Annotated in this window: 9 protein-coding genes; 3 read left to right on the top strand and 6 right to left on the bottom strand. The window is 55.1% G+C overall.

Annotation, left to right across the window (positions count from 1 at the left end; translation table 11 throughout):
* Positions 1-21 precede the first annotated feature (21 nt).
* From QMZ65_RS21570 to gltP, 6 genes are all read right to left on the bottom strand, one after another.
* Positions 22-6105, bottom strand: a complete 6084-nt coding sequence (locus tag QMZ65_RS21570) for an autotransporter outer membrane beta-barrel domain-containing protein (protein ID WP_283216656.1) — start codon at positions 6103-6105, stop codon at positions 22-24.
* 569 nt (positions 6106-6674) lie between these two features.
* The gene (gene murP, locus QMZ65_RS21565) at positions 6675-8114 is read right to left on the bottom strand and encodes a PTS N-acetylmuramic acid transporter subunit IIBC (RefSeq protein ID WP_034826865.1); all 1440 of its coding nucleotides are present in this window, start codon (positions 8112-8114) and stop codon (positions 6675-6677) included.
* Positions 8114-9025, bottom strand: a complete 912-nt coding sequence (gene murQ / locus QMZ65_RS21560; protein ID WP_211729085.1) for an N-acetylmuramic acid 6-phosphate etherase — start codon at positions 9023-9025, stop codon at positions 8114-8116. The genes murP and murQ overlap by 1 nt, the downstream gene beginning before the upstream one ends.
* 150 nt (positions 9026-9175) lie before the next feature.
* The gene (locus tag QMZ65_RS21555; RefSeq protein WP_283216655.1) at positions 9176-9580 is read right to left on the bottom strand and encodes a type II toxin-antitoxin system HicB family antitoxin; all 405 of its coding nucleotides are present in this window, start codon (positions 9578-9580) and stop codon (positions 9176-9178) included.
* Between the two features lie 108 nt (positions 9581-9688).
* Complete coding sequence (locus QMZ65_RS21550) at positions 9689-9865, bottom strand: type II toxin-antitoxin system HicA family toxin (RefSeq protein ID WP_097118966.1); 177 nt, start codon at positions 9863-9865, stop codon at positions 9689-9691.
* Positions 9866-10088: 223 nt separating this feature from the next.
* Positions 10089-11390, bottom strand: a complete 1302-nt coding sequence (gltP, locus tag QMZ65_RS21545) for a glutamate/aspartate:proton symporter GltP (RefSeq protein ID WP_058960091.1) — start codon at positions 11388-11390, stop codon at positions 10089-10091.
* A gap of 581 nt (positions 11391-11971) precedes the next feature.
* Here gltP and acs point away from each other — a divergent pair.
* From acs to QMZ65_RS21530, 3 genes are all read left to right on the top strand, one after another.
* Entirely contained in the window at positions 11972-13927 is a 1956-nt protein-coding gene (acs, locus tag QMZ65_RS21540) for an acetate--CoA ligase (RefSeq protein WP_283216654.1), read from the top strand.
* A 173-nt stretch (positions 13928-14100) separates the two neighbouring features.
* Positions 14101-14430: a DUF485 domain-containing protein gene (locus QMZ65_RS21535; RefSeq protein ID WP_034826875.1), complete on the top strand. Its 330-nt coding sequence runs from the start codon at positions 14101-14103 to the stop codon at positions 14428-14430.
* Positions 14427-16079, top strand: coding sequence for a cation acetate symporter (locus tag QMZ65_RS21530; protein WP_034826878.1), 1653 nt, complete (start codon positions 14427-14429; stop codon positions 16077-16079). Before QMZ65_RS21535 ends, QMZ65_RS21530 begins: the two co-directional genes overlap by 4 nt.
* The last annotated feature ends 100 nt before the right edge of the window (positions 16080-16179 follow it).

The raw sequence follows: 16179 nt of genomic DNA, 5'->3' as shown, positions 1-16179 counted from the left end.
CGACGCTTGAAATGTCCTCATTTAAAACTGCCACCTTACGCCCACGTTATAGCGCCAACCTTTGGCCCCGTTGCCGCTGATCTCTTTGCGGTAATCCGCCTCCGCATACAGTGACACATCTTTCTGCAACGTGGCGGTCCCACCTGCGCCCACTTCCCACATCTGACCAAAGTGGCCGCTGGTGAAAGTGGCGCTCAATGCCGGGTTTTCCATCGAGGAGACGTTGGTGTCCGCCGTGCCGCCCCAACCTTTGTAGTAATTGGCGCGCAGGTAAGGGGTGTACTGGCGGTTGCTGTCATCCGTCCAGGTGCGATCGAGTCGTGCGCCCAAACGTCCGATGGTCTGGTTGTAATCGCCGTAACGCACCTTGTTGCCGTCTTCATCGGTAAAATCGTTCATATTCAGCTTCATGTACATCAACTGCGCCTGCGGTTCCAGTTTGTAGCCATCGCCGAGAGCAAACGGATAACCGCTCTCGAGTGAGGCCGTCCAGCCGTGACCTTTCAGTTTCGCCTCTTGTTTTTGCCGTGCGATATCGGTTTCACCACGATGCCAGTCGAATGACAGCACGCCATCCAGATAGAAACCGTTCTGACGCTGCCAGGTGCCGTAAAAGGCCAGGCTATCGCTATCGAAGGTGGTGCTGCTGTAACCGTCGGCGGCATCCGGACGGATGCGCGTGTTACCTCGGGTATAGGCTAAGCCACCGCGCAGGCTGTCTTTGTCACCGTCGAGGCGTAGCACGTTACCCCCCACCTGCACCGCGCTGTAATCCAGATCGAAGTCATAGCCGTAATCGCGGAAGCGCTGGTCACTTTTGTATTTCAGATTGGAACCGATGTAGCGCAGGAACATTTCGCCGCCATCGCCTTCCGGTCGTGTCTGCTCATGACGCAACTCACCAAGACGCTTATGCAAATCGTCGATAATCGCCGAGGTGTAATAAGCAAGGCCAACCGGGGCGGAGATATAGGAAGGCACCTGCGGCACCACAGCGGGACGCGCATCGTAGCTTTGCCCGCTGCCGAACGCATCGGTAATAAAGGTCGATGGGCAGCTGCCGCCATCTTCACACACGTAATAATTCGCCAGCCGGTAATCCCAGTAATTGTTGCCACTGCCGCTGACTAAACGCTGGCTGGGATCGGTGCTGCCCGGCGCGAAGGTGTAAAGCCGATATTGCCAGGGCCCTGCGCTGAGATAGCCGTCTTTAAGGGCAAAACTCTCGGGACCAGCGTTACCCGCCACCTGTGCCAGCGAAATCCCCTCGTTGCCCTCAATGCCGCCATTGCGATTAAGATCCGTTAACGCACCGGTGCTGCTGTCGGTCAGTTTTACGTTCACCAGCGTAGTGCCGGTAGCGTTGCCGGTGACGTTGAGGTGGTCGGTGAACTGGTTGTTCAGCGCGCCACCTGCGTTAAGGTCAGTGATCAGATTAAGCTGCCCGCCGCTGGACGCCAGCGAACCAGCGATATTCAAGGTGTTGCCCGGCGAGCCCGCACCGTTGGTCAGATCGAGAATACCGGCGTTATTCACCGTGAGTGAGTCCGCGGTGCCACCCGCTAACGTCGGATGCACATTGTTGCCCGCATACAGCGTTGAATTCTCATCGATATTAATGGTGCTGTGCGCCAGTTTGAGGTTGTCAGTGAGCGTCCATTGGGTATCGGCAAAATTGATGGTGCTCCAACCGCTGCCGAGGTTTACCCCTTTATTGAGATCGTCAGCGCCCAGGCTGCCACCACGTGAATCGATCTGATTAAACGTCAGCGTGTTTCCGGTTCCGCTGCCGCTGGTGAGGTGGTAGGTGGTGCCGAGATCCACCTTACTGACCTCCGCATTATTGTTATTGTCATTGCCCATGGTCAGGCTGCCGTTAAGCGATCCGCCCGTCCAGCGGAACACATCGGCCCCGCCGCCGGGGTTGATATCGCCGCGCACCTCCCCTTCGGTCAGCAGGATTTCATCATTAGCATTGCTGCCTGCCACCGCCACGGTTTGTGGATTGACTGTGATGATGTTACCGAAGTTTTCGAAGAGGGTTTTACCGCCGCGCAAATCCACCACCGGCGCCGTCAGGCTGTTGGAGGTGAACGTCCCGGTGTTGATGATAGTGCCCGCCGTGCTGGAGATCAGGGCCGATCCGCCCGCCGGATTATCGATCGTGACATCTGCGGCGGTAGTGACATTGCCGGTGGTGTTGGCGCGGATGCCGCTGCCACCCGCGCCGGTGACATTAAATTGATAGCCGGAGCCCAGTGTTAAATCGCCGCTGGTGGTCGATCCATCCGCATTGACGATGTTCAGGCCCGTACCGCTGCCGGTCACATTGGTGGTCACCGTTGAGGCCGGATCAAACGGCACCGCAGTGCGGATCCCGTTGCCATTCGCCACGTTGAGCGTCAGGTTGCTCAGGCTAACATTGCTGAGTTCTGCCCGGTTTTCGATGCCATTACCGCTGCCCAGTACGTTGACCGTGGCGTCGCTGGCGCTAAGCGCGCTGGCACCGTTATCGACCAGGATGCCGTGCGCAGTGCCACGCGTGGTGATCACGGTATCGCTGCCGGTTAACGCCAGCTGTGCGCCGTCACTGATGCGCACGCCTGCCACACCGTTATCGACATTGATCACGCCGCCTTTGGCCAGCGTGCTGCCGCTGCCAGACACATCCAACCCGGTGCCGTTCGCCACATTGACCGTACCGTTATTGGTCAGCGTACTGCCCGCGCGTGAGCGAATACCGATATTGTTGCTGCCGGTAAGATCCACCGTACCGTTGTTGACCAGCGTGGCGCCGTTGGTGACATCAAAGCCGATGGCGTTGTTGCCTGCGCCGTTAAGATTGCCATTGCTGGTGACGGTGGTGGCCGCTGAGGTGCCATCCAGCGCGTTGCTGAGATCGGTGCGCAAATTATTGACCAGCACGCCGACTGCGTTGCTGCCACTGACATTAATGCTGCTGCCGCTGGCCAAAGTGGCATTCGCGCCGCCCTCGGCACGTACTGCGGTGCTGCCCTGACCGCTGGCGTTGAAGCTGGTATTGGCGCTGTTGAGGCTACTGCCGCTGCCCGAGACGATCACACCCGTGCTGTTAGCGCCGCTGGTGGTCAATGAGGTGGGATTGCTGAAGCTCAGTGCCGCGCCATCATCGATACGGTATCCGGTGGAATTGAGGGTATTCACGTCCAGCGCGTTGGCGGCCGAGTTGATACGTGAGCCGCTGCCCGCCGCATGATAAGCCATCTGATCGCTGCCATTAAAGATCGGCACAGATCCGGCGGCGATGTTCACCAATGCGCCGTTGATTGCCTCTGCTCCAATCGCGCCAGAGCCGTTGAGGTTCAGGGTGCCACCGTTGTGATTCGCAATCGCCCGACTGCCGCTGGCGCTGACTCCCCGGCTGCGGTTGATGGTACTGCCGCCATTGACGTTGATGTTACCGCTATTATTCGCCGTGGTATTGGCCGTGCTGCCGCTGCTGTTCACCGCAATACCGGTGCCGCCATCGTTGATGCTGATGTTACCGCTGTTAGTACCGGTCGCACCGCTCTCCACGCGAATGCCAGTGGCGTTAGCGCCGCTGAAAGCAATGTTGCCAGTGTTATTGAGCTGTGCGCGATTGCGCGCCAGATAGCCAATCAATCCGCTTTGAGACGAGTTCAGTGCCGCAGCAGAACTTAACGTCGTGCTGGTCACCGGCGCGCCGCTGTTACTGCCTGCCAGCGTATGCTTTTGCCCATCGACAATCGCGCCAATCGCGTTGTTGCCGGTGAGGTTGATGGTCGTGTCATTGTCGATGGTGCCCGTTGCCCCGCCTTCGATATTCACCCCCGTGGCGCCTGCACCACTGACGTTGAGCGTGGCATTGCGGGTGTTCACTTCGGTACCGCCGGTGCCGCTGCCGTTCACCGCGACCGAACCGGCGCCCGATGCCGTGAGTGACAGATCGGTGCCGTCAAAATCCGCGCCCTGCTCAACGCGGAACAGTGTCGAGTTGGTGGTGGTGACATTGAAGGGATTGTTGCCTGCTATGTTAATCCGCGCATTGGGGCCATAGGCGAAGAAAGCGATTTGATTACTGCCGTTACTGAACGTCGGTATTGCGTTAGCCGCTACTTCCACCGTGGCATTGCCGCGTGCGTGCACGCCAATCGCGCCCGTGCCGCTCAGATTCACCGGGCCGTTGACGTCTGCACTGGCCTGTCCGGTGCCCTGGCCCTCCACCCACACGCCAAAATTGCGTGTACCGCTTGCGGGATCGGCCCCCCCGGCAACGTTAATGGTCCCCGTTGAACTTGCAGAAGCGTTATTGCCACTGGTCGCCACGACTTTCACGCCCGTGCCATTGACGCCGTTAAGGTTAATGGTGCCACTGTTATCGATGGTGCCGCTGCTGTTGGTCACCGACATCCCGACGTTTTCACGCGGCACGGTCGCGGCAGCACCATTCACATCAATGGTGCCATTATTGACCATCGTGACCCCGCTGGCACCGGTCGCCGACATGCCCGCCGCGTTCTGCACCTTTGAGCCAATCACGATGTTGCCGTTGTTGGTGGCAGAACCGTTTGCCACCAGCGCGATCCCGCTGGTCAGGCCGCTCTGATTCATGGCGGTATCCGCCACGTTGTCGGTCAGGCTGTTTTGAGGACCACGACCAATATAAATCTGCCCATCGGCATTGTTGGTGAAGGTGGAGGTCGGCGATGTCAGCAGTACGCCCGATGCTGTACCGCGCGCGCTGGAGCCGTTCACGCCGACGTTGATATTGCCGCTGTTGCGGGATGTAGCGTCATCCTCCAGCCGAATACCGGCTACGCCATACTGCGAGTTACTACCGATCGTCGCCAGATTGACGATGCCGTTGTTGTTAAACGCACTGCCGCTCTGCACCAGCACCCCATTGGCACCGTAGCCGGTGGAGCCAATACCCGTGCCATCCTGGCGATTGAGGAACCCACCGTTGATCACGCCAGTCGTGCTGGTACTGCCGTTGCTGTTGCCAGAAAGCACCAGTGCCGTGCCGTTATTGGCGAGGGTGCCGCGACTGGCGAGCTTGCCATCAATCACCGCCTGCGCGCCGTTGGAGGCTTTAATCGCCCCGCCTGTCGAACCCACGACTTCCAGTGTGTTGCCCGCCGCGAGATTGACGCGAGCGTCTGGGCCATCGGCATTGACCACGATGCGGTTGCCAATCGGCTGCGTGACTTCATCCGGCGGTGTGGCGCTGACGTCGTACACAATATTGCCATTGGTGACGGTCACCGCTTTGTTGAATTCGGTCAGATAGTTGGCTTTGTCCAGATTGCCCGCTTGCAGTTGGCTAATCAGCCAGTTGTTGTAGGTCTGCAGTTCGCTGGCATTGGTCACGGTGAAGGTGTTGGTGGCGCCATCCAGCGTCTGTACGCTCACGCTGCCATTGTAGGTGGCGAGGTTTTGCACCTGAAAGGTTTGCGTCGCGCCGGCACCATCCGGTGTGGCGGCGGTGCCAAAGAAGCTGATGCGGTTGTTGGAATTCCAGTTCAGGGTGCTGTCGCTGCCCACCTGAAACAGCGTGGTCTGCTTCGCCGCCATGCTCCAGCTGTTGGTGCTGGCGCTGCTGGCTGCATTCGCTTGCCCGATATTCACATCAAGCGTGCCACCGTTCGAGACATCCGCAACACGCGTATTGATGTATTGATCGCCGTTAACGTTGACCACGTCCGGCACGGCGGTATCGGAGGTGACTGGCGTTTGAGCCACCAGACTGGCGGAGTTATAGACCTGGAAGGTGGTATTCCCGCCAGTAGTAGGATCGGGCACGGTGATGGCGAAGTTCTGCGGGCCGGGATCGAGACGAGTTTGATTGAGAAACTGCGCGCCCGATGTGATGTTGACCTGCCCCAGGCTGGAGTTCACTGATCCATCCGTTCCCGGCGCGAAATCAGGATTGCCCGTTAGCGTTTCATTGCTGCCGTTGACGTTAATACTCTGCTCGCCAAAGAGGTTGTCATTAACCTGCGGTGAATAACTTCCCAACGTAATGGCTTGCGCACTTATTGCCGGATAGAACAGCGCCTGCGCAGCTAATATTCCGAACGCAATCGGATTTAATGTGAACTTCATACTTCCTCCAGTGGGCGTGCAGCGTCCACGCTGTTATTGCAACAGCGTTAAATTCATCGCGAGGGATACAACGGCAGGAATAACACCAACCCCGATGAGCAATTAATTTCTGAGAGCCACTGTGTGAAGAAAGTCTGGTGCAGCGAATAAGCGGTTAAAACTGTTTTTATAGATTAATTGGCTTTAGGTATAGACTTTTCTGCCATCGGACGCAAAAGGTAAATAAAGATAACCCGTTGTCATAATGGCGAAATATTTGTGAGGCGGGATAAATTATTGGCAATAATTGAGTCCAGAAGTTTCCAATAATTAGCCCGCTATCTTACTAATAGTTTCTTTATTTTTCCTTAGCAGTTTACTTACGAATGGCACGGCATATTCGGCGATATCAGCGCCAGGCTAAGCGATACGGCGAATTGCAAAAAACGTGACATAAATCACATTTAAATTCATTAAATCTTCAAGGTTTTGCCGGCGTATCCCCCATAGCGGCACGCCATCGCAGGCTTCATTCCAGCTTCACCGTAGCGGCATGATGTCGTGTGCTGCTACGGTGAATAGCAATGGCATTAGCTGAGATCGACGCCTTTGGTTCCGCCCCACCAGGTAAAGGCAAATCCACCGACCCACGCCACGATTAATCCGGCGAGATACACCGCCATACCGGCAAAGATCCCCTGTGAAGAGGTCATCAGCGGCAACGTAACCAATCCGGAAGGCCCAAATACCGTATTCATCCCCACCGGCAGACCGAGCCAGGCTACCAGACCAATGAAGAATCCACCTAGCGCACCGCCACAACAGGCAGTAATAAATGGCTTCAGGCGTGGCAGCGTAACGCCATAAATCAACGGTTCGCCCACGCCCAACAGGCCCGGCACTATTGCGCCCTTGATTTGCGTACGCAGCAGCGAGTGCTTATCGGCCTTGCACCACAGCGCGAGAGAAGCCCCAACCTGACCCGCACCCGCCATCGCCAGAATCGGGAATAATGAGTTAAAGCCCTGGGTTTCCATCAGCGCAAAATAGACCGGAATGAAACCCTGATGAATCCCGAACATCACTGCAATTAAAAATAGACCGGCCAAAATAGCGCAGCCAAAGGGATTGTTATTGAGATGAATAAACAACCATGACATGCCTTTAAATAACTCACCGCCAATCGGCATAATCACCATAAAGGTGATGGCGCCGGTAATTAATAACGTGAGTAACGATGTCAAAATCATGTCGAGATTATCGGGGATAATTTTACGCAGTTGTTTCTCAATCCACGCACCGAATATCGCCGCCAATAATACGCCGATAATATTGCCGCGCGGGTCAATCGCCATGCCAAAGAAATCTGACATTCCGCTGTAATAACCCACGGTGGCTTTTGGCATATAACCGAGCACAAACAGTGAAGCGATAATGGCACCGTTCACGCCAGTGCCACCAAAGGCTTTCTGCGCGTTATAACCAATTAGGATGCTCAGGAAGGTGAACAGCCCCTTGCCGAACACTTTCATGTAGGCCACGGTATCCAGCAGCCACTGCGCATGTTCACCGGGCTGGTTGAGGTGGAAAATCTGCTCAATCAGCGTGGCAAATCCCAACAGCAAACCGGCACCAATAAAGCCGGGAATCAATGGCGTGAAGATGGTGGCGAAGCAGGAGAGAAAACGGTGCAGCGCGCTGGTTTGCTTCGCTTTCATCTGCTGCTTTTGGGCGGCAGCAATAGTGCTGAGATCCTGCGGTTTTTCCGTTTCATCGCTATCCAGTAATCCCTGCATTTTCTCAGCGGCGGTTTGCGCTTTGCCGGGCCCCAGTACGATTTGCAACTGCGCATCACTGTCGATCACACCCAATACGCCGGGCAGCGTTTTCAGTTGGGCATGATCGACTAATGTGGCATCCGCGAGCGTCAGGCGCAGACGCGTCATGCAGTTGCCGCACTGCACAATGTTATGTGCGCCTCCCACCGCTTGCAGGATATCGCGCAGTAATCCTTCGGTGATGGCAGCCATTATTGCGCTCCTGCGTCACGCAACGCGTTACGGATAAAACCGCTGTTTTGCTTCAGCAGCGCCTGGGCCTCGCTGGCATCCAATCCTGCCAGCACCATCACAATCGCCGTTTTGCAGTGCCCCTGACAGGCGTTCAGCGCCTGCTGTGCGGTGGCATCGTCACAGTCGGTGGCCTGTTTGACGATGTTGATTTGGCGCTGCACCAGCTTTTGGTTAGTGGCTTCGACATCCACCATCAGGTTGCCGTACACCTTGCCACTGCGGATCATCGCGCCGGTGGTCAGCATATTGAGCACCAGCTTTTGTGCCGTACCGGCTTTCATACGCGAAGAACCGGTGACCACTTCTGGCCCCACTACCGGGGTGAGTGCCACATCCGCAGCCTGTGACATCGGGCTGTTAGGATTGCAGGTTAACGCCGCGCTAAATGCGCCCTGCTGTTTCGCATAGGCTAACGCGCCCAATACATAGGGTGTACGGCCACTGGCGGCAATCCCCACCAGTACATCATTAGCGTTGAAATCGATGTCCTTTAAATCCTGTGCGCCCTGTTCGACGTTATCTTCCGCGTTTTCCACCGCCTGCAAAATCGCGGTGTGGCCGCCAGCAATTAAACCGACGACCTGCGAGCGCGGCGTGCCAAAAGTCGGTGGGCACTCGCTGGCATCGAGAATACCGAGGCGGCCCGACGTGCCCGCTCCGCAATAAATGAGGCGCCCGCCTTTACTGAAGGCTGCAGTAATCGCATCCACCACCTGCGCAATCTGCGGCACAATCGCTTCCACTGCCAGTGCCACTTTTTTGTCTTCATCATTAATGACGCGCAGCATCGCTTCGGTGGGTAGCTCGTCAATGTTTTGGCTCGCTGGGTTACGCCCTTCGGTGATCATCTGGCTCAGGTCGATCTGCATCACGCACTCCTGTGAAAGAATAATTTATTCGAAAAACTATATACTATTTTGAATTGTTAATTCCTGCTCGGTTGTCATGTTTTTGTACTTTTTGCAGAGGCTGGCATAAAAAAACCCGCCGGATGGCGGGTAGATGTTTAGCTATGTTGATTACGCGTTCGCTAATTCTCTGCGCGCTAACTCCGCCAGAAAACCGCTGCGCGAACCATATTCGCGGTGGGATTCGACATAACTGTCAATTTTGCTGAGTAAATTTTGTGGCAAAGTGATATTGAGCTTTACCGCTTTACCTTCATAGCGACTCAGATCGATCTCCACAAATGCCCAGTAACCTCCCTGACAGGCTTCATCATGAATGTGAGTCTCAATGTCTGCCGCTTTAGGGATGGCTTTGCTGGCATCCGCTAAAGATTCTACGTGTACATCAATCGCGTTACATGCATCGCGCAGCGCATCATCTACGCTTTTACCTGCAAAAAAACATCCCTCCACATCTGGCACAAAACCTGACCAGCTGTTGTCCTCTGTCTTATGCAGATAAACGGGGAATCTCATGTTCAGTCCTCACTAAAAAGAAATATTCAGTTAGGAATTCATTGCAATGTCTGCTGCAACTGACATTGCTAATTTTTTCCAAATCGGGGGCATTGCCCCCGTATACATTTAGTCCATTAACTTCATTAACTTACGTAATGTTCCAGTTGCCAGGTCTTTTTCAGGATGAGGAAGTGAGATGTGATACGGCTTATCTGCTCTCACAAACACATGGTGGCTGCCTTTTACTCGGTCTAAAACCCAACCGCGCTCCAGCAACATCCTGATCAGCTCCCTGCTGCTCAATCAAACCTCCGGTTATCTTAGCGCTAAGAATATACCCACCATAATCACAAAACAAATTATTAGTGGTTATGGTGGGTATGAAATTAATCACAATTCCGGCGGCCAAACACCCAGGACACGTCTTGAATTGATATAAAAAAACCCGCCGGATGGCGGGTTTCGTTAACTACGCATCAAGGTGCATTACGCAGCTGAAGTCGTCATTTCGTTAAGGCTGATGGCCTTAACTGGCTTTCTGTGTGCGCAGTTCCAGCTCGTAGGCTTCGGCCTGCCTGGTGTCGAACTGGTTTTCCCAGCGTGCAATCACCAGCACCGCCAGCGCATTACCGATCACATTCAGCGCAGTACGCGCCATGTCCATGATGCGGTCCACACCGGCGATAAACGCCAGGCCTTCCAGTGGAATACCCACGCTGCCCAGCGTCGCCAGCAGCACCACGAAGGAGACGCCCGGCACGCCAGCAATCCCTTTAGAGGTCACCATCAGCGTCAGCACCAGAATGATTTCATCGGTCAGCGACAGGTCGATACCGTACAGCTGCGCGATAAAGATCGCCGCGATGCTCTGATACAGCGTTGAACCATCGAGGTTAAATGAGTAACCGGTCGGCACCACGAAGCTGGTGATGGCTTTCGGCGCACCGTAGGCTTCCATCTTCTGCATGATGCGTGGCAGCACGGTTTCTGAACTGGAAGTAGAATAGGCCAGAATCAGCTCATCTTTCAGGATGCGCATCAGCGTGGTAATACGCAGTTTACACATGCGCGCGACCGTTCCCAGCACCACGAAGGCAAAGAACAGAATCGCCACGTACACCAGCAACACCAGCTTGGCCAGCGGATAGAGCGAGGCAAAACCAAAGTTAGCGATAGTGACCGCAATCAGCGCAAACACACCGACTGGCGCATAGCGCATGATCATGTGCGTCACTTTAAACATGGTTTCAGACACTGAACGGAACACGGTCACCAGCGGATCACGATGTTCTGAAGGCAGCGCTGACAAGCCCATACCAAACAGCACCGAGAAGAAGATAATCGGCAGCATGTCGCCCTTCACCAGCGAGGCGAAAATGTTCTGCGGGATCAGCGACAGAATGGTGGTCACCAGGCCGTGGGGCGCCCCCTGTACCGCTTCCGTTGTGGCTTCGTATTTAGAGATGTCCACCGTTACCAGCGTAGACATATCAATGCCGCTACCTGGCTGGAATACGTTGGCCAGCGTAATGCCGACCACAATGGCAATGGTGGTGATCACTTCAAAATAGACGATGGTTTTGACACCAATACGCCCCAGTTTTTTCGCATCGCCAACGCCAGCAATGCCGACAATCAGGGAGGAAATCACAATCGGCACCACAATCATCTTGATCAGATGAATGAAGATGTCGCCTGCAGGGGTGAGAATGTTAGTGATTAACCATTCACGATCGTCTGGCTGATTATGCAGCACGGTTCCGACGATAACGCCGAGAATCAAGGCAATCAAAATTTGCCAGGCAAGGGTGAGCTTAAAACCTTTCATAACGCGTTACTTTCCTCAGTAAAAACCCCTTTGCTCCTCTGCGAAGCTGCAGAAGACATGACGCACAGGGAAGTGAGCAAAAGCCCGATAAAATAGAGGGTTATAGTGGACTGCATCAGACACTGCTGCGTAAGCATTTTGCGCCTGCGCGATGATGCAGCCTGAGTGGATACCTGCTGAACAGGGCCGAGATAAGTACCATTTTCACTGCAGTAATTGCAACCCCTGGGGGGTTAGCGTAAATCCTGCGCAACTGAGTAGCATAAAATGCTGACATTAACTTTTAGTCATAACTCGCTGTTATGAAAAGTGTTAATTCGATAATTTTCCGCATAGCTATTCAATTTCGGGCAAAAAACCGCCTGGCGCGTTTGCTGATTATTTAACCAGCGACAACGTCTGATTCCACGAAAAACCACAGACTGGGTCTCATTGGTTTCCGTGATGAACAGTATGAATTCGGGCGCTTTTCAGGCATACAAAAGGTCGTGATCCAGACTACAAAACAGAAACAAAGCCCAGTCACGCTCTTCAATTAACCTTTGATTGACATATGATTAACATCTTCAAGGAGGTCAGCCATGAGCCAAATACATAAGCATCCTGTACCCGCTGCCGTCGCAGCGAATGCCCTGATTAATGCCGATCAGTATGCGGCGCTGTATCAACAATCGGTTGACGATCCCGACGCCTTTTGGGGTGAGCAAGGTAAAATCCTCGACTGGATCAAGCCTTACAGCAAGGTGAAAAACACCTCCTTTGCCCCCGGCAATATTTCGATTCGCTGGTATGAAGACGGTGCGCTGAATCTCGCCGCCAACTGCCTCGACCGCCATTTGCAAACGCGTGGCGATCACCCGGCGATTATCTGGGAAGGCGATGACGCCAGCGAAAGCAAAACCATCACGTTCCGTGAACTGCACGGCGACGTGTGCAGCTTTGCCAACGTGCTGCTGAGCCTTGGCGTGAAGAAAGGCGATGTGGTCGCCATCTACATGCCAATGGTGCCCGAAGCCGCGGTGGCAATGCTGGCCTGTGCACGTATCGGCGCGGTGCACTCAGTGATCTTTGGTGGCTTCTCGCCGGAAGCCGTTGCCGGTCGTGTGGTGGATTCCAACGCGAAGCTGGTCATTACTGCCGATGAAGGCGTACGCGCCGGACGCAGCATCCCGCTAAAGAAAAACGTCGATGATGCACTGAACAACCCGAGCGTCACCAGCGTGAGAAACGTGGTGGTGTTCAAGCGCACCGGTAAAGATACCGGCTGGCGCGAAGGCCGCGATCTTTGGTGGCACGAGTTGGTGGCGAAGGCCAGCGATCAGCACGAACCGGTAGCGGTAGAAGCCGAGCATCCGCTGTTTATCCTTTATACCTCCGGTTCTACCGGCAAACCGAAAGGCGTGCTGCATACCACCGGGGGTTATCTGGTATATGCCGCCAGCACCTTCAAATATGTGTTTGATTACCATCCGGATGATGTCTACTGGTGCACCGCCGATGTGGGCTGGATCACCGGACACAGCTATCTGATTTACGGCCCACTGGCCTGCGGCGCCACTACCCTGATGTTCGAAGGTGTGCCGAACTGGCCGAAGCCGAGCCGTATGGCTGAAGTCGTCGATAAGCATAAGGTGACGCTGTTGTATACCGCGCCAACCGCCATCCGCGCCCTGATGGCCGAAGGCGACAAGGCCATTGAAGGTACCAGCCGCAGCAGCCTGCGCATCATGGGTTCCGTCGGCGAGCCGATCAACCCGGAAGCCTGGGAGTGGTATTACAAAAAGATTGGTGACAGCCGCTGCCCGATTGTGGATACCTGGTGGCAGACCGAAACCGGTGGCTTTATGATTACGCCGCTGCCAGGCGCGATTGAGCTAAAAGCCGGATCGGCCACCAAGCCGTTCTTTGGCGTGCAGCCCGCGCTGGTGGATAACGAAGGCAACGCGTTGGAAGGCGCAACCGAAGGCAACCTGGTGATCAACGATTCGTGGCCGGGACAGGCGCGTACGCTGTTTGGCGATCATGACCGCTTTGAGCAAACCTACTTCTCCACCTTCAAAAACCGCTACTTCAGCGGAGACGGCGCACGCCGTGACGAAGATGGTTACTACTGGATCACCGGCCGCGTCGATGACGTGCTGAACGTCTCAGGCCATCGTCTCGGCACTGCAGAGATTGAATCGGCGCTGGTGTCACATCCGAAGATTGCGGAAGCGGCAGTTGTGGGTATTCCTCACAGCATTAAAGGCCAGGCGATCTATGCTTATATCACGCTGAACCACGGCGAAGAGCCCTCGCCAGAGCTGTATACCGAAGTGCGTAACTGGGTGCGTAAAGAGATCGGCCCGATTGCCACGCCGGATGTGCTGCACTGGACCGACTCACTGCCGAAAACCCGCTCCGGCAAGATTATGCGTCGTATTCTGCGCAAAATCGCGGCGGGCGATACCAGTAATCTCGGCGATACCTCTACCCTGGCCGATCCGGGCGTGGTAGAGAAATTGCTGGAGGAGAAGCAGTCCATCACCATGCCGTAACCGGCATCGACGCGACGGAGAGTGTCAGCCTGTTCACGGCAGGCTACTCTCCGTCATCCCTACCTTACGCCGTACGCTTTTTACCATCGCACAACCTATATAACTAGAATATTCAGCAGTTTAAATCATTTAACCGTGAGAAATCTGCCTGCCTTTCCTCTGGAGAAACTGTGATGAACGAAGCCCTAAATCAACAGGAAGCAGTCTGGCAACAAATCGAGAGTAATCCGCGTTTTCAGGAACTGGTGCACAAGCGCCAGTCCTTTGCGCTGTTGCTCAGTATCATCATGCTGGTGTTGTACGTCGGCTTTATTTTGCTGATTGCCTTTGCCCCTGGCTGGCTCGGTACGCCGCTGCATGAAGGCACCAATGTCACACGCGGCATACCCATCGGCGTTGGCCTCATTGTGGTGTCGTTTCTGCTCACTGGCGTCTATGTCTGGCGCGCTAACGGCGAGTTTGATCGCCTGACCAAACAAATCCTAGGCGAGGTGAAATCATGAAGCGCCTGTTCTCAGCCTTGTTAGCGGTAGTGCCTGCCAGCGTGTTTGCCGCCGATGCCATTACCGGCGCAGTGCAAAAACAGGCCACCAACTACGAAGCCATCATCATGTTTGTGGTGTTTGTGGCGGCGACGCTCGGCATCACCTATTGGGCCTCCAAACGCACCCGTTCACGTAGCGATTACTACACGGCGGGCGGCAATATTACCGGCTTCCAGAACGGTCTGGCGATGGCGGGTGACTTTATGTCTGCGGCCTCGTTTCTTGGTATCTCGGCGCTGGTTTACACCTCGGGCTACGATGGGTTGATCTACTCGCTCGGCTTCCTGGTGGGCTGGCCGATGATTCTGTTCCTCATTGCGGAGCGCTTACGTAACCTCGGGCGCTATACCTTTGCCGATGTGGCGTCATATCGCCTGCAGCAAAAACCCATTCGCACCCTGTCAGCCTGCGGCTCACTGGTGGTGGTAGCGCTGTATTTGATAGCGCAAATGGTGGGCGCAGGCAAACTGATTCAGCTGCTGTTTGGCCTCGATTACCATATCGCCGTGGTACTGGTGGGTATTTTGATGGTGATGTATGTGCTGTTTGGCGGCATGCTGGCCACCACATGGGTACAAATCATCAAAGCCGTGCTGCTGCTGTTTGGGGCCAGCTTTATGGCGATTATGGTAATGAAAGCCACCGGCTTCAGCTTCAACACGCTATTTACCGAAGCGATGGCGGTCCATCCGAAAGGCGCCGCGATCATGCAACCGGGCGGTCTGGTGAAAGATCCGATATCGGCACTGTCTCTTGGTCTTGGATTGATGTTCGGCACCGCTGGCTTACCGCATATCCTGATGCGCTTCTTTACCGTGGCGGATGCACGTGAAGCGCGTAAGAGCGTGTTCTGGGCCACCGGCTTTATGGGCTACTTCTACTTCCTGACCTTTATCATTGGTTTTGGCGCGATTCTGCTGGTCGGCGCAAATCCAGCCTTCAAAGATGCTTCTGGCGCGCTGATTGGTGGCACCAATATGGCGGCGGTGCATCTGGCGAATGCGGTGGGCGGCAGCCTGTTCCTTGGCTTTATCTCGGCGGTGGCTTTCGCCACGATCCTGGCCGTTGTTGCCGGGCTGACGCTGGCCGGTGCTTCTGCGGTTTCTCATGACCTGTATGCCAGCGTGATTCGCAAAGGTCAGGCGACTGAGCGTGATGAGCTACGGGTGTCGAAAATTACCGTGCTGATTCTCGGCGTGGTGGCGATTGTGTTGGGTATCGCGTTTGAGAAACAGAACATCGCCTTTATGGTCGGACTGGCGTTCTCGATTGCGGCCAGCTGTAACTTCCCGATTATTTTGCTCTCAATGTACTGGTCGAAGCTGACCACGCGCGGCGCGATGATTGGCGGTTGGCTGGGATTGATTACGGCGGTTGTGTTGATGATCCTCGGGCCGACCATCTGGGTGCAGGTGCTGGGGCATGCCACCCCGGTCTATCCGTATGAGTATCCGGCGCTGTTCTCAATGGCGGCAGCGTTTATCGGTACCTGGCTGTTCTCGATTACCGATCACTCCAGACAGGGTGCTGAAGAGCGGGCTAAATTCCGTGGTCAGTTTATTCGTTCACAAACGGGCGTAGGCATTTCGCAGGGCAAAGCGCACTAAACAAAAAATGCCGCCCAAATGGGCGTAATGCTTGTCAGTTAAGATCTTAATGGAGGCCGCAGCGGATAACGTTGCGGCTTCTTTTTTACCGCCCTTGGGT

It is taken from the genome of Pantoea sp. EABMAA-21, assembly GCF_030053335.1.
Classification (GTDB): domain Bacteria; phylum Pseudomonadota; class Gammaproteobacteria; order Enterobacterales; family Enterobacteriaceae; genus Pantoea; species Pantoea communis.
The sequence above is the reverse complement of the archived record's forward strand: the minus strand, read 5'-3'. Positions and strand labels throughout refer to the sequence as shown.